Origin of the sequence: Candidatus Micrarchaeum sp., assembly GCF_016806735.1 — an archaeon.
GTDB classification, from domain to species: domain Archaea; phylum Micrarchaeota; class Micrarchaeia; order Micrarchaeales; family Micrarchaeaceae; genus Micrarchaeum_A; species Micrarchaeum_A acidiphilum_A.
Genome location: NZ_CP060530.1, coordinates 783,360 through 801,313 on the forward strand (window position 1 = coordinate 783,360; position 17,954 = coordinate 801,313).

Below are 17,954 nucleotides of genomic sequence, written 5' to 3' on the forward strand. Positions count from 1 at the left end.
TTTGCACTAAAATAGCGATATGGTGCTTGCAATGGACATAATACTTCCAAAGCTAGATTTCATTTACTCCTATATATACGACAGCACCTTGGCAGAATTGTCAGGCAAAGAATATAGCAACAAAATGCAGGCAGAAGCTGAGAGATACATAAAGATTGTCAGCAAGGAATTCTCAAAATACTCTAAACGTGTGCTTAAGGACATTTCAAATATCTCAGGGCTTAAATGGCAGAAGCAGTTGATAGACGTTTATATATCCAAATATGCCCCTAATTCGCTATCTGTGCCTCTGACCATAAAGATTTACAAAGACGTAAAGGTAAGCACTGCAATATTAGTGCATGAGCTTGTGCACAATATTTTATTCCAGAATGAGAAGCACATACGATACAAAAAACTTTTTGAGGATTTCAGGAATGAGAGCACCGCCACAAAATACCATGTAATAGAAGGTGCAATATTATACGAACTTAACAGAATGCTGTTTTCTGACGGGCTCAGTGGCTTTTTCGAATACGATAACTGGAAATCCGAAGACGCTGGTAAGGAATACAACAGAGCCATAAGCATCGTAATTGATAAAGGCCCAGAGAATATAATAAAAAAGTACATAGCAAGAAACTCAAAATAAGCTAGACGCCCTTGTTGTAAACAATAATGGTTAATTGCATGAGAATTTAGTCAATAAACCTTGGCTGGCTTGATCGCATAGGATATCTATGCAAATCTTTAATAGGTTTTTATGGAATTACCTAAGACGATAACATGGCGAAATTTACCAATTCAAACTCCGAAAAACTTCTTGGCAGCTTGTCTTCAGAACTCACCCCCGTAGAGAAAGAGATACTTCTCAACGAGGAGATGACTCAGACCGAAGTGTCGAATATCTTAAAAGTACCCGTAAAAGTTGAGGTTATTGCACAGCACGAACTGTCAGATGTTATTGTGCGCCAGGTGCGGATTTATGCCGAGCGAGCAGATGGCAGGCATCCTACTGTCTATTTTGCCGAGTCGGTAATACCAATCAGCATGAATTCTGACCAGTTTATTGCAATCATCAGGGAAAAGAATATGGGTATCGGCCAGGCAGTGAAAGCCATGCATATAACCCAAAATAGGCATATCATCGACTTGTACGCCGATGAAAACGTGATATCCAGAAACTATAGCATCGAAGGCGACAAACTTTTTATACTTATAACTGAAGTATTTCCTAGGAGCGTATTGAAAGCCATAGACTAGATTGCTTCTTAACTTATCTAGTAGAGTTAGGATAAAAGCTTCTTTTTATTCCGGTCATATCCTGCCGTATATAGTCCCGAATTCCTGCATTCTTTTTTTGATTTCCTGTGCGGATTTTTCGTAATCCTCCAGAGCTTCGGTCCCCTTCTTCGTTATGGAGTACTGCCTTCTTGTCTTTTCGGACCTCTTTTCGGTTTCGTCTGACTTTATGTAGCCGTTCGCCTCAAGCCATTCCAGGGTTGGATATATTGCTGCCGGGCCGGGCCTCCACATGCCGTTTGTCTTTTCGAATATCTGCTCCATGAGCTCGAAGCCGTGCATGGGCCTTTCAGAGAGCAGCTTCAGCACCAGGGGCTTGAGCAGCCCCTTTGGCACTATGTCTACCCTGAAAGGTCCGCAGTTGCAATAGCCTCTTGGCATTTCATTCATCCTTGGCTTCGGTTTCGCTTGAGCCTTTCTGGATCTCGTCTATGCGCTTTGCTATGAATTTTGCCTGCTCTTCCAAGTCCTCCTTGTAGAGTTTGAGCTTTTCTATGAGCCTTTCCTTGTGTAGGGGGCCCATTTCATCCATGCTGTCCATGTCAGAGCTCGTTCCCATTCCGTGCATGTGCATCCCCATTCGTCCGCGCATACCTCCGCGCATGCCACCATTCATGTTTCCGTGGCCGCATCCGCAACCGCAGTCGTTTCCATTTTCGTTCATTTCGTATCTCATATTATATCACTACTGATATAGTTAGTTATATAAATATTTAAATGTTTCGTTTCATGGAATCGAGCTTTTCAAACGCTTTTTTTATCTCGTCCGAATTCGCGTATTCGTCTATCCATGGATAGAAGTCAGACTCTTCCATGGAATCATGGGAAGTGAGCAGCTGTTCAAGCTCTGACACAAATCCAGGGATTGTTTTATTTGCACTAGGATTCTTTATTGCCAGCCTTATTTCCTGAATCAGGGACCTTATCCTGGAATGCTGCAGTGATATCTCTTCGAGCAGAAGGTTTTCTGTTTCGCCGGTATGCGATTCCACAATCGGAAAAAGTATTTTTTCCTCAAATTCCATATGCCTTGATATCCCTGAAACAAAGTTTTCGAAGTATTCTGGCGATTCCGAAAGCTTGAACTGTTCGAGCAGTTCGTACTCTTCGTGATGCTCCCCGGACATGAATTCATAGATTTTTCCCATTGTTTTGAACACCGTTTTGAGCTTGTACTGGCTCTTTTTTCTGTATTACAGGCTTTATGCTCTTTCCAGAAGCCATTATGTGCCAGATGTTTGCCACATGTATAAGTATTGCCAGCACAAGAAGCGCTAGGCCCAAAGGCAGCAGCGCAGTAGTGGCGCTTCCAAAAAGCCCTATCATGGATAAGAACAACAATATTATCCCCATGTTCATTGCTGCGAGCTCAACTGCTACTGACTTGTAGTTTGCAAAAGTCGCATGGGAAAGCCCGGGTGCGAAAATATAGGAAAGCCCAAATACCATCATAGTGACAAAGCCGTAAAGCTCCAATATGAATATTGGATCGTGCTTTATCAAAATAACCCCTGTTAGATCGAGCGCCAGCAGTATCGTGCCGATTAGCAGATAGGCAAAGGCTATTGCCATGTATGACCTTGCCAGCTTTGAACTTGCGGATACGTTGTCCATTTGACTAACCTTGCTTTGAATCCATATTTGAGGAATCAGGAATAAACTTTATAGATATGGAATTGACGCAGTGCCTTACGTTCTTCTTTGTAAGTTGCTCGCCGGTAAATACGTGGCCCAGATGGGCGCCGCACCTGGCGCACTCTATTTCAGTCCTTATGCCGTCAGCGTCAAGGATTCGCTTAATTGCTCCAGGAATTTCGTCGTCGAATGCCGGCCATCCGCATCCGGAGTCGAACTTGTCCTTGGAACGGTACAGTGGAGCCCCGCATCTTTTGCATACATAAGTTCCTGGCTTGAAAAAATCGTCGTATTCTCCGGTGAATGGAGCTTCCGTGCCCTTGTGCAGTATTACGCGCTCCTCCTCTTTTGTGAGTTTTGCGTATTCCGCCATTTTATTGCCTTACTTGGCCTTTCCGCTCTGCTTCTTGTACTTCTTTATGAGGTCTATTGCCTGGTCTATGGAGCGCTTCACGTCGGCCTCGGTCCTGGCACCAGTGCATATTATCTTGCCGTTCTTGAATAGAAGCAGCGCAGACTTGGGCTCGTGTATTTTGAGAATTGCCCCTGGAAACTGCTCGGGCTCATAGTCGACGTCGTAGGACAGCCTTGCAAGGCCGTAGAGATCCAGCTCTATGCTGAGGTCAGCGCTTGCGACCATGTTGACAACCCTGTACGTCGGATGAAGCACAATATGCTTCCCTAGAGCTGAATCGTGAGATTGGGACTTTGCCATCAAGAACACCTAGAAGATTTTTAAGCCTTAAGGCATAAATATATATGCGCTTAATAGTCCACTTGCAAGAGCGCGGCTTTTGCGCAATTTTTTTCGGGTTTTTGAAATGACAAAGAGATCGGCAGGTTTATTCTCGGGAAAGACGAGGAACATGGCAAGGCACCACATGCCTTCAAAGCAGAGCGTACGCACTTACATAAAGGATTACGAAGTTGGAGACAAGGTAGCCATAATACCAAAGGGCAGCGTGAAGAACATACCGCACCCGAGGTATAAGGGCAGGATCGGAGTCATAAAGGAGAAGAGAGGCACCGCATACGTTGTCGAAGTGACAATAATGAAGGCGAAAAGGACCCTGATAGTGCCTGCGATACACCTGGACAAGGCTTGATGCCTTTATTTTTTGTTTTGAGCAATAGCGCGAGCTTTGAATAATTAGCGCATAAAAAACATGCGCGCCGGCCGGTTGCGATGCCAAAGGCTCAATACCTGCGCTGCGGCTGTTCCCTCTTGAAGTAGGGCTTTGTGAATATGTAGAAGCGCTCGTTGCCCTCAAGCTCTTGCAGTATCCTCTGTGCTATCATTTCAGCAGGATCCTGGAGAAGCGCCACCCTTGTAGTTATGTCTTCGAAGCTCTCGAACTTCTTTTCGGTCCTGGCCTTGAGTATTGCCTGAAGATGCTTCTTGCCTATCCCAGGGAGAAGCTCAAGCGAATGCTCCCTTATGTTCAACGAGCCGGAATTGTTGAAGAAATTTACGAACCTCTGCGGGTTTGACTTTATTATGCTTAGTATTATGTTCCTGAGATTGCCCTGGGCTGTCTGCGTAAGCTCGGAGTAGCTTATCCTGAACTTTATGAGCGCTATCTTGTCGCGCTCGTCCTTGCCTATGTAGACGCGCTCTGCAGTAGTTAGCGTAACTCCGGGCTTTGGCGTAGCTTCGAGAAGAGTAAACCATTCCTCGCCCATCAGCTGTGCGACTGGCTCAGACCTTGAAGAAAAAGACTTGCCAGTAGAGAGAAAATCGAGCACGAGTGCATATTCCTCCCTTCTCTCATTGTCCTTCTCCATGTGTACAACCCTTCATCCGCTTTAATGACTTGCATTCAGCTTCCTTTCCCGTTTAGTATTGCGACTACCTTGCTTACCTTCTCTTCGTTAATACCGTTCTCCTTCATCAGTATTGCCTTTGCCATCGGCGCATTCTTTGGCATTACCTCTATGAGCTTTGCCACTGCGTATTTGCTCAGGCCCAGCTCCTCAAGCTCCTTCTGCAGCTTCTCAAGCTGGGACTTCTTCTGCGGCCTGAACTTTTCAACGTAATCGAACGCAAGTTGCTGCTCATAAGTGAACGGCTTCGAGCTCTTCTTGCGCTCCTTAAGCACTTCGTAGACATCGTAGAGCGTTGCAACGCCCTTGTCCTCGACCTTTTTTCCTATCATTATAACCACTAACTATGACAGTCTATCTTTAAGGATTATTTTAAAAACAACATCTATAAAGCTTGTGTATTGCCCTGCAGGATGCAAGCAAACATAAGCAATTCCGGCCTTTTTGAGCTCGCGCTATTGCAAGAATATTAATGTGGACTTCGCGGGATTTTCGCGTATGTTTCGAACCCGCAACCTCCTGCCTGCCAGACAGGCGCGCTACCGTTGTGCCAGAAGCCCACGAGAATAAGCTTAAACAGGCGATATCCAGAGTATGTTTCCCCCTCTCAGGAGTATGGTGCCGAGCTTGGCCTTGAGCTCTCCGTCATTAAGCTCTTCAGCGGCATCGAGCACTATGTTCATGTGTGCGTCGAAAGAGGTTACCTTGCCCCTTATGCTTGCGCCTCCCTTCAGCTTTATGAGTACCTGCTGCCCGATTACCTTGTTCAAAAGATCGAATGGCCTTTCCTGTGACATATATACACCAAAAAATATACTATTAAGTTTATTCTTAAGCTTTAAAACACTTTCTTATTTATTTCTTTAGTATCCTCGCGCGCAGCGCTTTTGAGCAGTGTTGCCCATTCTTTTGCGCATTTGTCCCAATCGAATTTCATCGAGCGCTTCCTGACATCTTTGGAAACTTTGCTTATGTTTTCAGTTATTGAGGCATAAGCTTCGCCGAACTCTCCGATTTCTTTTATTGCTTTTCCGAAACCGTATTTTTCTACCGTTTCCGTAACTCCGTGCGCGTCTAGCGCTATTGTAGGAGTACCGCAGGAAGCCGCTTCCAGTATAGAATACCCGAATCCCTCGGCAACGGAAAAGTTCAGGTTCACCCACGACTTTGATATCAATTTCGGCAGGCTCTTTTCTGGAACCTTTCCGCAGAACTTGACTCCTTTCATTTTTCCTTCCCAAGCTGATTCCATTACTTTCTGCGTAGAAGGGCCTTTTCCGACGACATTGAGCTCTGCATTTGCATTTTTCTTTCTGGCTTCGGCCAAAGCGCTTAGCGCGAGCCAGGGCCTTTTGTAGTCTCTCATCCCAGAGAAGTAAATCATTGACGGGATTTTTGATTTTGCAGAAGGATGGAAATGCTTATGGTCGACTCCGGGAAGTATTATGCGTATGCGCTCTTTCGGTATGCCCAAGCTTACGAGATCCGATTCCGAAGAATGGGATTCGGTAACGAAAGTCGAATTTCTGTATATTATTCCATAAGCTTTCTCGATGAGCTTTATGGCCGAGGCTTGAGGGAACGGAAGCTGCCCGGATATTGTCCTTGCGTGCATGTGCCTGAAATACACAACCACAGGAACGTTTGAGAAGAAGCTTGAGAGCCATGGGACTGCGTGAGCCATGTCGTCGATTATGACGTCCGGCTTGACTTTCTTTATGAGCTTTGGGACGGACACGTGCGCAGTGATGTTCGAACTAGCGCGCGTTATTTTTATGCCGTTGAAATAATCAGAATCCTTGAGCGTTCCGTCGTTTACGGAATATAGGTTTACCGAGAAGCCCATTCCTGAAAGCCTTGAGCCTATCTCAGCTATCGAGCGCTCTGCGCCTCCAGACATTTTGTGCATCATGTCCCTGTGGTTGAGCCACAGGAGCGTGGTTTCGCTTCCAGGCATGTAAAGCGCCAAGGCAGCCGTTCACTTCTCGGAATAGCTGCTCTTTATTTTCTTGAGATCTTCCTTCCTTACGGCAAGCTTTATCCTTCCTGTGCCTACCGCTATCTGCTTGCCTATCAGTATGTTCTCGGCAACTCCCTTCAGCAGGTCGCGTTCGCCGAAAACGCTGGCATTCACGAAGTGCTTGACGGTTTCTTCGTATGCAGCTCTTGCGAGCACCGATGCCTTGTCTCCCGCAATCCCGTGCCTGCCTATGCTCCTTATTATGCCGGTATAGGTCATCGTATCGGCTACCAGGCTTATATGCCTGAAGCCTATGCCGAAGCCTTCATCCAAAAGCGTCTTCTGTATCTCTGAAGCTATGAGGTTCCTCGTGGCCTCTATCCCGTAGACTTTGAGCACTTCAAATATGTCGTTGGAGTATATGCGATCCTTGTCGACTCCTTCTATCTCTATGACCTTGGCCATGTTGCTGCCGCTCGTAACTATGTAGAATGCGCCGTCTTCGCTCTGCTGCACTACGGCTTTGGATATTCCAGCTATTCCCGCAACCGCAAAATTAAGTATGTGCACGAAAGCGGTGCGCATGTTCTTTGCGTCGCGCTTGCTCTTGTATTTTACGGTTATGGCTCCGGATTCGGTAGACAGCTCTATGCCTTCGAAGTGTTTTGATATCTTTGAAGCCACCTGGGAAACCGTGAGGCTGTTCTCCGAAAGCCTTTCCCTGTTGAAGTTGAACTTTATGGTTCCGGACTTTATGTCTTCTTCGTAGTTGGTTAGCAGCGACTTGAGCTTTATCTCTTCTATCTTCTGCTTGAGCTGCTTTACCTTTTCGTAGTCCTTGGCTATGGATTTTTCCGCCCTTATCCTCATGACCGGCAGCTTGACGCGCTTCCTTGCATCTATTATTTCTATTACCCTTGGAAGCCCTGTAGTAGTGACAACGGACGAAACTCCTGCAGTATGGAACGACTTCAGGACCATCTGTGTTGCAGGCTCTCCCAGGGACTGCGCAGCCACGACTCCTACGGGCTCGCCGTATGACACTTCAGGTTTTTCTTTTTTGTATTCTTTTTCGCTTTTTGATTCTGACATAATAACCACTCACAGCTTTTGGCTTGTTACCATTTCCATGGTCGGGTCGATTCCGTCGCCGCCGTAGATCGTCTGTATTAGCGCGCCGCTTGCGTCTTTAACGCTGAGGTTTGTCTCAACATAGAAGTCCTGCAATGCGTTTATGAACCTGCGCTGCAGATATCCGCTGACAGCAGTTACAAGCGACTTTGTCATTGACGAGTCCCTCGAACCCATTGCATGCATATACATCTGTATTGGTGTGAGGCCGTCCTGGTAGCCGTTTGTAACAAATCCTTTGTATTCCGGATCCTTGCTGTTCTTCTTGAAATACGGAAGAACCCTTCCGGAATAGCCCCTGGACAGGCGCTTACCCCTTACCTGCTGCTGACCCAGCAGCAGCTTTATCATGAGCATGTTGAGTACGCTTCCACGTGCTCCTACTGTCGCAAGCATATAAGCGCCGTTGCTTTCGTCCGTTGTTGACGATATAAGCTTTGCCGCCTTTGTCCTGGCCTCTTCAAGCTGTGCAAGCAGCAGCATTTCGAATGTTTCCTTGCGGGTATATCCCGGAAGCGCTTCGAGCTTTTTCTTCTTGTAGCTTTCGGCAAGCTCCGCAGCCTTCTCCTTAGTCTGGCCCACTATTTCCTCCCTCTCCTTTATCTGCTTCTCGGAGTTGTAGTAGTCCTTTATTCCAACCGTAAGGCCGTACATGTATGAAACGCGCAGAGTAAGCTTCGTAAGCTTCAGTATGAACTGCTCGACGACTTCAGGCCCGTAGTGCACGAAAAGCTTTGCTATCAGCACTGCGCCAGAGCCCACGAGTTTGCTGTCCATTATGCCGGATTTCAGCTCGCCGTTCTTTATTACGACCTTGTTGGACTTGTTGCTGTATTCGAAGCTGAAATTCTTTGGAAGCAGCATTGAGAACAGGCTCTTGCCAGAGTACATGCCGTTGCGCTGGGGCTCCGGCAGCTCGTATATGCCTATGTTCGACATCATCACCATTGCTTCCTGCTTGTCGAACATTGCGTCGTCCTTAGTGAGCAGGTATGCACCTGCTATTTCATCTTCTATTATGAACGCTATAGGCCTCCCGTCCTTCGCTCCAAGCACTATATTCTTTGGCTGCATGAGGTATCTCGCCTCTGCCTGCGACTCTATGCTCTGCGGAACGTGCAGGTTCATTTCGTCTCCGTCAAAGTCTGCGTTGTAAGGCATTGCTATCGAGACGTTCATGCGCATGGTCTTGCCAGGGAGCACCTTTACCCTGTGCGCCATTATCGATACCCTGTGAAGCGTTGGCTGCCTGTTGAATAGCACTATGTCGTTGTCTATCAGCTGGCGCTCAAGCACGGCTCCTGGCTCGAGTACCGAGAGCAGCTCCTCCCTGTTCGTTTCCGTGACGCGCTTCCTCAGCCCGTCCTTGCCTATTACGTTTATCACAGTAGGGTATGCCGGATTCTTGAGGAATTCCCTGCCCTTCTCTATGTTCCATTTGGTAACGTAGAACGGCACAGTCATGTTTTCCGCTATGCGCATAGGTATTCCTACCTGGTTTATCGTAAGGCTTGCATCCGAAGATATTACGGTTCTAGCGGAGAAGTTGACCCTCTTTCCGGAAAGGTTGTACCTGAGCCTTCCCTCCTTGCCCTTGAGCCTCTGCGCGAGCGTCTTCAAAGGCCTGGTGCTTCTGTGCCTTGACACAGGAACTCCCGGGGTCTCGTTGTTGAAATAAGTAGTAACGTGGTATTGCAAAAGCTCCCAGAGGTCGTCTATTATTATCTGAGGCGCTCCGGCATCTATGTCCTGCTCAAGCCTCTGGTTTATCCTCATGACTTCTACGAGCTTGTGCGTCAGGTCGTCCTCGCTCCTTTCTCCCGATTCCAGGGTTATCGAAGGCCTGACGTTTACAGGAGGAACCAGCAATGCAGTAAGTATGAACCATTCCGGCCTTGTCGCGGTGCCGTCTATTCCGAGCAGCGAAAGGTCGTCGTTGCTTATGTTTGAGAGCCAGTCCCTTATCTCGTCCGGCTTCATCTTGTTCGGCCCTAGGTAGAAGAAAGTAGGCCTCTCGAACTTGAGCTTCTGCTGCATAGTGCCGCAGTGCGGGCACTTCTTTACGGATTTGAGCTTCTTTGTAAGAGTGGCAAGCGATGATGTCTCCGGAAGCGTTTCCACGACGTCCTCTTCCACGCTTATGAAGCTTTTTATAGCAGGCCTGAGCTCGGATATCTGCTCTTCGTCTAGGAGAATCCTGTGGCAGCTCTCGCATGTGGACTGCAGAAGCAGGTATATGGATTTTGAGAACTCCGGGTGCACGACAGGCCTCACGAGCTCTATGTGGCCGAAGTGGCCAACGCAGCTCTTAGCCCTTCCTCCGCAGGTCTTGCACTTTAGCCCGGGGTCTATGACTCCGAGCCTCTGGTCTACAAGCCCTCCGTCTATCGGATATCCGTCCTCGTTGTACGTATCTGGGACTATGAGCTTAGCCACGCTCATTCTTTTGATCTCATCAGGGCTTATCGCCGTGAACCTTATGTGGTCTATTATTTCAGCCTGAACCATGTGCACACCTCAGTCGCTCTTGAGCCTAAGCCTAGCCAGTATGTGCATGGACTTGAGCTCGTCCAGCAGCAGCTTGAATGCGTAGCTTATCTCAACCTCCTCCAGTTTGTTGCCTCCGCACGTCGGGCACACCGGAGTGTTCTTTATGTAATCGTAGTATCCTATGTCCCCGCAGGTCTTGCATATCCATACCGGAGCCTTGTCGCTCTGGTCCAGCATGCGCTCCTTTATGAGCAGGCTTGCGCCGTGCCCGACCAGTGCGTCGCGTTCCATCTCTCCGAACTTGAGGCCTCCCTTCCTTGGCTTTCCTTCCGTAGGCTGCCTCGTAAGTATCTGCACAGGGCCCCTGCTCCTGACCTGAAGCTTGAGGCTCACCATGTGCCACAGCCTGTGATAATATACCACTCCGTTGAACAGCGTGGCGGAGAACTTCTTGCCGGTCCTTCCGTCGTAGAAAACCTCGTCTCCGAACTTTTCGAAGCCGTACTTTTCAAGTGTTCCCGCATAATCGTCTATGACCTCTTTTCCGTGCCTTGAGAACGGGGTTCCGTCCACGGTTTTGCCGTCAAGCGATGCCGCCTTGGCGCCGAGCATCTCGAGTATGTGCCCGTAAGTCATCCTGTTAGGCAATCCTATTGGGTTGAGAAGCAAATCCGGAACTATTCCCTCCTTGGTGTAAGGCATATCTTCCTGCGGCACTATGAGCGCGGTTACTCCCTTCTGGCTCTGCCTGCTTGCAAACTTGTCGCCGACTTCCGGCACCTTTATGCTCCTTATCCTTACCTTTATTATCCTTGTAGCACCGGTAGTCTCGCTGAACATCACGCTGTCTACAGCTCCGGTTTCCCCGGAACGCAGCGTCACGGAGTTGTCCCTGCTGCGCTCTTCGCCGACTCCAAAGCTTGTCTGCTCCTCGAGGAACCTTGGCGGCGATACCTTTCCTATTATTACTTCGCCCTCGTTGACTTCAAGCTCCGGCTCAACTATGCCGTCTTCCCCAAGCTTTGAATATGCGTGCTCTCCCTTGTAGCCTTCTATCGTAGGCGGAGGCAGCTTGAAGCTGTCCTGCTGGCCTCCGGGATATCTGCGCTCCTCGTCCATGTACGACCTGTAGAATACGCTCCTCCCCAGGCCCCTGTCAACTGCAGCCTTGTTGAGCACTACTGCATCCTGCATGTTGTAGCCGTAATAGGTTGAAAGCGCAACCACGAAGTTCTGCCCGTTGGCGTGCCTCTTCATGTTCAAGGTCCTGTACGTAACGCTGTTGACTATCGGAACCTGTGGATAGTAAAGCAGGAATGCCCTTGCATCATACCTGCTGTTGAAGTTTGTAGTATATAGCCCCTGGGCTTGCTTCATGAAGTTCCATGCTATCGGGTGCCTTCCCATGCTGTTGAATTCCGGGAATACGCTGTTGTTTACCGTAAGCCCGAAGAACGATGCGGGATCCGCTTCGAGATGGGTGGTTTTCTTTGTTATTTCCGAAGGGTCCATGGCAGCCAGTATGTTCTCTTCCTCTTCGGCATCCAGGTATTCTATTATGCCCCTCCTTACAAGGAAGTTGAAGTCTATTTCTCCGGCCTTGAGCTTCTCCATTATATCTGGAGTAAGCTTAGACTGCCCGTCTTCTACGATTATGTATGGCTTCCTTACCCTTCCCTTGTCGGCATTTATGTGGACTTCGTTTATGCTCTTAATGTAGGCTACGTTTATCTCTCCGGATATCAGGCCCTTCCTTCTGTTTGACCTTATCTCAGCGGCGAACTCCTTTCCGTCTGCCACTGTTCCTATTTCCCTTCCGTCAAGATATACTCTGCATTTCTCTTCAGACAAAACATCACCAAAACGTTATTTTATGAGCTTTAGCTCCTTTAGCTTCTTTTCCAGCATCGAATGTTCGGCGCCAACGGTTACCTTTGACATGAGAGCAAGATACCTTGTAAGCCCTACCTCAGTTCCTTCGGGCGTTTCGCTCGGGCATATCTTGCCTATGTGTGTGCCGTGTACGTCCCTCGCTTTCAGGTGGGGGTGCTTCTTTGCCAGCGGAGACTTGACCCTGCGCAGGTGCGCCACGGAGCTCATGTAGTTGACTCTGTCGAGAACCTGCGATACCCCGGTTTGCCCTGCTGGCCATGAGCCGGTGCTCATGGAATAAAGTATCTTTTCTGTAAGCGTATCTGGGTTTATGTTGGTCTTTACCGTAAGCCTGCGTCCTCTGGCGGTAGTCCTTTCGACGTGGTACTTTATGTCCTTTATGAACGCCTTGAAGGCAGTGTTGAAAAGCTCCTCCAAAAGGTCCCCGGCAAGCTTCACGCGCTTGTTGGCGTAGTGGTCCTTGTCGTCAGGCTTGACCGTGCCGTTCGCCACCATTGACGTGCGCGACGCCATCCTTATCAGATACGCCGCTTTTTCCTTCCTGACTTCCGGAGACGTGCCGAGATGCGGCAGTATGTATGTATCCAGCTGTGTCTCTGCTCTCTTTTCCTGATAGGCCATAGCCTGGTTTGGCGCCGTTATCCTGCCCAGCTCTATTATGGCATCTTTCGGCTGCATCTCCATGTAGTTCTTTCCTACTTCCATGTTCAGCATCAGGTCGTTGCGTGCAAAATTGTCCTCGGTAAGAGCCAGAACCGACTTCTGGTCCATTCCAAGCGACCTTAGTATGAGCGAAAGGCTTATGCCCTTGTTCAGCGTCGGGAACAGAACCGTGTACATGCCGTAGTCGTCTCTGGTTATGCTGCAGCGGGCCCTAAAGTTGACAGTGGTAGAGAAAACCTTGACCACTATGCCCACTTTCTCCTTTGTCGTTATCATCCTGTTGGGCGCAAGGTCCTCTATGCCTACGAGAACGCGCTCCGTGCCCTTTATTATGAAATAGCCTCCTGGGTCGTCCGGGTCCTCGCCCTCCTTCACGAGCTGCTGCTCAGTCATGTTCTTTGTGTAGCATAGGTTGCTCTTTACCATCACCGGGAGCTCGCCCACATAAGCCTCGCCCATTGCGTCGGCCTTCTCTATGCCGCTTATCACAGGCACGTAAGTGAGGTACATGGGAGCCGCATATGTGAGGTTCCTGGCCAATGCTTCGTTGGGGAGAATTCTCTTGGTGGAGCTGTCCGATTCTATTATTATGGGCTGCTCAAGCCTTATGCTCCCGAGCTTTATTGCGAAATTGGATACGTCAGGCTCTATGAGGCTCTGCGCCTCCACTATCTTGTTCAAGCCTGTAGTTATGAACCTGTTGTAGCTGTCTATCTGCTGCTGTGAGATAGAAGTAGTTTTCAGATATGATTCCATTACCTCGTGTGTTGCGCTCATTTTACCACTTAGGGCACGCCCTTTTGGGGCGGGCTTTTACAAACTTCAGACCTCCTTGGTCACGTAGCGGTAATAGATGTAGCTGCTGTTCGGGTCCTCGCGGTGTATCGCTATGAGGTCTCCCGGCTGTGCATTGAGCTTCTTCGCCTGAGGATCGGATATCGATATCTTAGGGAATTTATCGAGTGCGGTGCCGAATTTCTTTGCTACGGCTTTCGCCTCGCTTTCGCTCAACAGCTCATGTTTTACTAATAAGTCTTCTCCAAAAACCAATGGCTCACCAACAAGCAGCACTATACCTAGCTACGGGCAGTATTATATTTACACAGAAAGTAATAAATAGGTTACTAAAAAACCGCTGAGCATAGGCTCTAACCCATGGCATTTCACTTACCGTGCGTAGCGCCATGCTTTCATATTCCCTTAGCATGTTTATATACCTTTTTGTTGAAACCAATATGGCTGAATTTACTGAGCCAAAATCGTTTAGGATGATTTATAATGGTGGATGCCAAAGCCCAGTTCGACGCGGTGCTTGCCGAGGTCAGGAAGAAGGTGGCAGGCAACGACGCAATAATAAAGCTCATTTTCATAGCCATAGTGGCAAACGGCCACGTTCTCCTTGAGGGAGTCCCCGGAGTGGCAAAGACGACAATGTCAAAAGCCGTATGCGACGCAATACAGGCCGATTTCGGAAGGATTCAGGGAACGCCGGACCTGGAATTCAAGGACATAGTAGGATACGCATATCTGGATGACAAGACCAAAAACGTTGAGCTCAAGAAGGGGCCAATATTCACCAACATGCTGCTCATAGACGAGCTCAACAGGGCGCCGCCCAAGACAACCACGGCTTTGCTCGAGGCACTGGAAGAAAGGCAGGTAACCCTTGGAAATGAGACCATGCCGTTGGAGAAGCCGTTCATAGCGCTCGCAACTCAGAACCCGCTTAACATAGAGGGCACTACAATGCTCCCGAAGGTTTTGGCCGACAGGTTCCTCATGCGCATAGCCGTCGATTACGCTTCGATAGAGGCAGAGCAGCAGATGCTCAGGATAAAGGAGTCTGAGGAAAACATAACCGTAAAAAGGGTAATGGGGATAGAAGACATACTTGAGCTGCAGAAGCTTGCCAAAGGCGTAAAGGTCCCCGACAACGTAATAAACTACATAACAAAAGTGGTCAATGCTACCAGGAAGGACATACACGTAGTCATGGGCGGAAGCCCAAGGTCCGAGATAAGCTTCATGAGCTGCGGAAAGGCCAAAGCGCTTATAGAAGGAAGAAACGAGGTTTCGATAGACGACATAAAGTACCTTGCAAGGCCAGTTCTCAGCCATAGGATAGTGGTGAGGAGCAGCGGAGGAGTAGGAGTAAACGGAGTCATAGACGGAATAATAGCCACTACGAAGCCCGACTGAAAAGAAAAAGTTCGCGCTTATTTGCTAGTTGATCGCAAGAGTGTTTGCCGCATACGCAGGCACAGCGAAGGAAAGCGGCTTCACTTCTTCTTTCTGCCGAAAAGCTTGTCCTTTATAGTAAGCTTCTCCTCCTTTATTTCTATGCCGTACTCCTTTGCCAGCTCAGGATGTTCCTTTAGGTACTGCATTTGGAAGTTGTGGAATTTCTCCTCGTTCTTGAGCTTGTATTCTGCCTTCTTTTTCTCCCACTGCGGCTTCATCTTCTTCCATTCCTGTATGGTATAGCCGTATGGAGCGTGCTCCCTTATTGACGGGGAATTGAAAGCGTAGGAATAGAAATTTTTGTAATAATCGTAATCCTCGTTTACCATGTGGTCCCTGCTAACCTTGACCCCTTCGCTGTCCAGGAATTTTATTATCTCGTCTATGCTTATTTTCTCCTTCAGGTTGTCGGCATTTGGGGGATTGTATATTATGGTTATATTGCCCCTTATGTAATGCACCCTGGCCTTGAGTATTGCGTCGTTGAGCATAAGCCTGTACTGCAGCCTTGCAGCGTGCTCCGGATCCTTGAAGTAAGCCTTGTCTACGTTGCTGAACACTACCTTGGCCACAATCCTGTACGGAACCCTGTAGAGGTTGCCGTTCTCCACTATGTACTGCTTTTTTATCTTCTCGTCGTCTATATTGGCGTTGTTTATGAGGTCCTGCTGATACTCGCTCATCTTTGGCTGCTTCTCTGACTTGTCCATTGTGCTGCACCATTTTTCATAAGGTTTTATATGCCCGCATCATGAGCGGGCTGAAAACAAAAGATTAAACAAAAAAATAAGGCATTCAGCTGAATGCCTCGTTTGCGAAGTTTGCTACTGGCTTGCCTCCGTTGACAGGCAGGGCGAAGTAGTCTATCATCTGCCCGTACGTCTTGCGGTACGCAGGAGTGGCTTCAAGCTGCTTTATGTTCCTGACATACTTGTCCTTTGAGTAGTTCCAGTCGCTGTGCGTCTGCTGCCATTCCTTCGAAGGTATGCTGTACTGCTTCTGCACCTTGTCCCTGTATACTTCAGGGAACACGTTGAACGTGCAGAAAGGCAGGACTTCTCCATCAGGCATCGCATAGTGTATGTCGCACTTTTCCACCCTGTGTATGTCGTAGGTGTACTCGTCCTGGAAGTGCATCATTCCGAGGAATATCGACTTCATCTGGAACTTGCCCATTGTGGCGAAATCGTGCTTCATGAGCACTGACATGAGCAGCTTAGAGAAGTTCACGCTCTTTGGCTGCTTGGATTTGTCAATGAACTTGTTGAAGCCAAGCAGTGCCTTGACGGCAATCATCTTGCGCTCCAGCTTGCTCTTGCCTTCCATTTCGTCCACGGTTCTCTGCAGGTGCTCGATAAGCCCTGCGGCATCGACGAATCTTGTTATAGGTATTATCTTGTTGTCGCTGTCCAGGAACACGTATGTGCCCGCGCCGCATGCGAAGTGTATTGACATGTCGTACTTGTATTCCCCTGTCAAGGCTTCTATGAACTTGTTTATCCCGCCTATGTAAGGGACCGAGAACCAGTCCTCTTTTGATACAACTCCGTTTGTCTGCTGCTCGATTAGCTTTATCGCTCCCGGTATCGAAATGCGCTGCTTCTCCCTCAGCCTTGAAGGCATCCTTCCTACCAGCGAAACAGGCTGGAAGTTGACTGCCCTTATTATGTCTGAGTTGTTCAGTGCGAAGTTTATCATTGCTCCGAGCTCATGGTCGTTTACTGTCCTTATGACCGTTGGAACCAGCACTATGTTTATCCCTGCCTTTCTAGCAGCATCTAGCGTTGCAGGTATCTCCCAGTGGTTCTTAGGATTGGCCCTCTTGCTCACTCCGTCGTAGCTCATGTATAGCGTGCTCACTCCAGCGTGCCTAAGCTTAGGCCCGAGGTCCGGGTTCAGAGCAAGGTTTATGCCAGTTGTGTTGAGCTGTATCTGGTCGAAGCCGGCCTTCTTTGCCATCTGTATTATTTCCACTATGTGGGGGTGCATGGTAGGCTCTCCACCTGTTATCTGTATGGCGTTGGCCGGTATCGGCTTCTGGTTCCTCAAGTTGTTGAATATCTTTTCTATCTCCGGAAGGCTCGGCTCGTATATGGCCTCTCCCTCCTTGGCATAGAAGAAGCAGTACCAGCACGAAAGGTGGCACCTGTTAGTCACTACGACGTTTGCCAATCCAGTGTGTGATTTGTGCCTTTCGCACATTCCGCAGTCGAACGGGCAGTTTGCCCCTTTCGTTTCAGTTATGTAGTTTGGGTTGTCGAATCCCCTGCCGTAGTAATTGTACCTGCGCATCTTCATGTACATGTCATAGTCTTCCCAGTATTTCTCTATGGTCCAGCCATGCTCAGGGCAGTTCTTCCTTATCATGACGTTGTCGCCGTCCTTGTATATTGTTCCGTCTATTATGAGCTTGCACTCAGGGCATACTGTCTTTGTAGTTTCTATTACCGGCATCTTTTCTATTTCTTCTATTGTCCTATGATAAGGCGCCAGGATAGGGTCCACCTTTGCCTGCGCGTCAGTGCTGTCCGCAGTCTCTGGCCTCACGTTGTTTATGTTGGAGATAAGGTTCTGGTCCACAGTTTCTTCTTCCATGGTCTTCTCCAGATCCAGCTGCACAGAAACTTCACTAGCGCTCTGTGCTGACATTTCTCCTATGTTATCGCCACTTCCCAATACGTCCATTCATTCACCTAAATCTATAGTTTTTAAGCGCACAAAAGCCTTTTAAAGGGTATCGCAACAAAACTTTACTTTTTTACAGATTTTGCAAGTTGCAACATACGCGCTTCTACAGAACCTTGATTTTGCCTTGGCCCTGGAATTTTATGTATAA

General features: G+C 48.3%; 19 protein-coding genes, 1 tRNA gene and 1 pseudogene. 4 read left to right on the forward strand and 17 right to left on the reverse strand.

Annotation, left to right across the window (positions count from 1 at the left end; translation table 11 throughout):
* The first annotated feature begins 31 nt into the window (after positions 1-31).
* Both Micr_RS04185 and Micr_RS04190 read left to right on the forward strand, forming a co-directional pair.
* A complete protein-coding gene (locus Micr_RS04185; RefSeq protein ID WP_203134424.1) occupies positions 32-631 on the forward strand; it encodes a hypothetical protein in 600 nt (199 codons plus the stop codon).
* A gap of 134 nt (positions 632-765) precedes the next feature.
* A complete protein-coding gene (locus Micr_RS04190; protein WP_203134425.1) occupies positions 766-1,242 on the forward strand; it encodes a hypothetical protein in 477 nt (158 codons plus the stop codon).
* A 54-nt stretch (positions 1,243-1,296) separates the two neighbouring features.
* On the opposite strand, the gene Micr_RS04195 is transcribed toward Micr_RS04190, so the two are convergent.
* The 6 genes from Micr_RS04195 to Micr_RS04220 are packed head-to-tail and all read right to left on the reverse strand — an operon-like array spanning position 1,297 to position 3,631.
* A complete protein-coding gene (locus Micr_RS04195) occupies positions 1,297-1,662 on the reverse strand; it encodes a PadR family transcriptional regulator (protein ID WP_203134426.1) in 366 nt (121 codons plus the stop codon).
* Between the two features lies 1 nt (position 1,663).
* Complete coding sequence (locus Micr_RS04200; RefSeq protein WP_203134427.1) at positions 1,664-1,957, reverse strand: hypothetical protein; 294 nt, start codon at positions 1,955-1,957, stop codon at positions 1,664-1,666.
* A gap of 37 nt (positions 1,958-1,994) precedes the next feature.
* Complete coding sequence (locus Micr_RS04205) at positions 1,995-2,429, reverse strand: hemerythrin domain-containing protein (RefSeq protein ID WP_203134428.1); 435 nt, start codon at positions 2,427-2,429, stop codon at positions 1,995-1,997.
* Entirely contained in the window at positions 2,413-2,895 is a 483-nt protein-coding gene (locus tag Micr_RS04210; RefSeq protein WP_203134429.1) for a hypothetical protein, read from the reverse strand. Before Micr_RS04210 ends, Micr_RS04205 begins: the two co-directional genes overlap by 17 nt.
* 4 nt (positions 2,896-2,899) lie before the next feature.
* Entirely contained in the window at positions 2,900-3,289 is a 390-nt protein-coding gene (locus tag Micr_RS04215; RefSeq protein ID WP_203134430.1) for a methionine-R-sulfoxide reductase, read from the reverse strand.
* Between the two features lie 9 nt (positions 3,290-3,298).
* Entirely contained in the window at positions 3,299-3,631 is a 333-nt protein-coding gene (locus Micr_RS04220) for a hypothetical protein (RefSeq protein ID WP_203134431.1), read from the reverse strand.
* Positions 3,632-3,737: 106 nt separating this feature from the next.
* Here Micr_RS04220 and Micr_RS04225 point away from each other — a divergent pair, with 106 nt between their 5' ends.
* The gene (locus Micr_RS04225; protein ID WP_203134432.1) at positions 3,738-4,022 is read left to right on the forward strand and encodes a 50S ribosomal protein L21e; all 285 of its coding nucleotides are present in this window, start codon (positions 3,738-3,740) and stop codon (positions 4,020-4,022) included.
* Positions 4,023-4,113: 91 nt separating this feature from the next.
* On the opposite strand, the gene Micr_RS04230 is transcribed toward Micr_RS04225, so the two are convergent.
* The 9 genes and pseudogenes from Micr_RS04230 to Micr_RS04275 all read right to left on the reverse strand — a co-directional run bounded on the left by Micr_RS04230 (position 4,114) and on the right by Micr_RS04275 (position 13,927).
* Complete coding sequence (locus Micr_RS04230; protein ID WP_203134433.1) at positions 4,114-4,701, reverse strand: DUF655 domain-containing protein; 588 nt, start codon at positions 4,699-4,701, stop codon at positions 4,114-4,116.
* A gap of 35 nt (positions 4,702-4,736) precedes the next feature.
* Positions 4,737-5,072, reverse strand: coding sequence for a hypothetical protein (locus tag Micr_RS04235; RefSeq protein ID WP_203134434.1), 336 nt, complete (start codon positions 5,070-5,072; stop codon positions 4,737-4,739).
* Between the two features lie 143 nt (positions 5,073-5,215).
* Positions 5,216-5,300: transfer RNA gene (locus Micr_RS04240), tRNA-Ala, on the reverse strand.
* A 12-nt stretch (positions 5,301-5,312) separates the two neighbouring features.
* The gene (locus Micr_RS04245) at positions 5,313-5,537 is read right to left on the reverse strand and encodes an LSM domain-containing protein (RefSeq protein ID WP_203134435.1); all 225 of its coding nucleotides are present in this window, start codon (positions 5,535-5,537) and stop codon (positions 5,313-5,315) included.
* Between the two features lie 41 nt (positions 5,538-5,578).
* The gene (locus tag Micr_RS04250) at positions 5,579-6,697 is read right to left on the reverse strand and encodes a glycosyltransferase family 4 protein (protein WP_203134436.1); all 1,119 of its coding nucleotides are present in this window, start codon (positions 6,695-6,697) and stop codon (positions 5,579-5,581) included.
* 21 nt (positions 6,698-6,718) lie between these two features.
* Positions 6,719-10,339, reverse strand: a pseudogene (locus Micr_RS04260) (DNA-directed RNA polymerase subunit A').
* Positions 10,340-10,348: 9 nt separating this feature from the next.
* Positions 10,349-12,172 carry a DNA-directed RNA polymerase subunit B gene (gene rpoB, locus Micr_RS04265; RefSeq protein WP_203134439.1) on the reverse strand — a complete coding sequence of 608 codons (1,824 nt, stop codon included), beginning with the start codon at positions 12,170-12,172 and terminating at the stop codon, positions 10,349-10,351.
* A gap of 15 nt (positions 12,173-12,187) precedes the next feature.
* Complete coding sequence (locus Micr_RS04270; RefSeq protein ID WP_203134440.1) at positions 12,188-13,654, reverse strand: DNA-directed RNA polymerase subunit B''; 1,467 nt, start codon at positions 13,652-13,654, stop codon at positions 12,188-12,190.
* Positions 13,655-13,699: 45 nt separating this feature from the next.
* Complete coding sequence (locus Micr_RS04275; protein ID WP_203134441.1) at positions 13,700-13,927, reverse strand: DNA-directed RNA polymerase subunit RpoH/Rpb5 C-terminal domain-containing protein; 228 nt, start codon at positions 13,925-13,927, stop codon at positions 13,700-13,702.
* 228 nt (positions 13,928-14,155) lie between these two features.
* Between Micr_RS04275 and Micr_RS04280 the strand changes: the two genes are divergently transcribed.
* A complete protein-coding gene (locus Micr_RS04280) occupies positions 14,156-15,076 on the forward strand; it encodes an AAA family ATPase (RefSeq protein WP_203134442.1) in 921 nt (306 codons plus the stop codon).
* 80 nt (positions 15,077-15,156) lie between these two features.
* Here Micr_RS04280 and Micr_RS04285 read toward each other — a convergent pair whose 3' ends face one another.
* The gene (locus Micr_RS04285) at positions 15,157-15,828 is read right to left on the reverse strand and encodes a hypothetical protein (RefSeq protein WP_203134443.1); all 672 of its coding nucleotides are present in this window, start codon (positions 15,826-15,828) and stop codon (positions 15,157-15,159) included.
* Positions 15,829-15,913: 85 nt separating this feature from the next.
* Positions 15,914-17,803, reverse strand: coding sequence for a tetraether lipid synthase Tes (gene tes, locus Micr_RS04290; protein ID WP_226803551.1), 1,890 nt, complete (start codon positions 17,801-17,803; stop codon positions 15,914-15,916).
* Positions 17,804-17,954 lie beyond the last annotated feature (151 nt).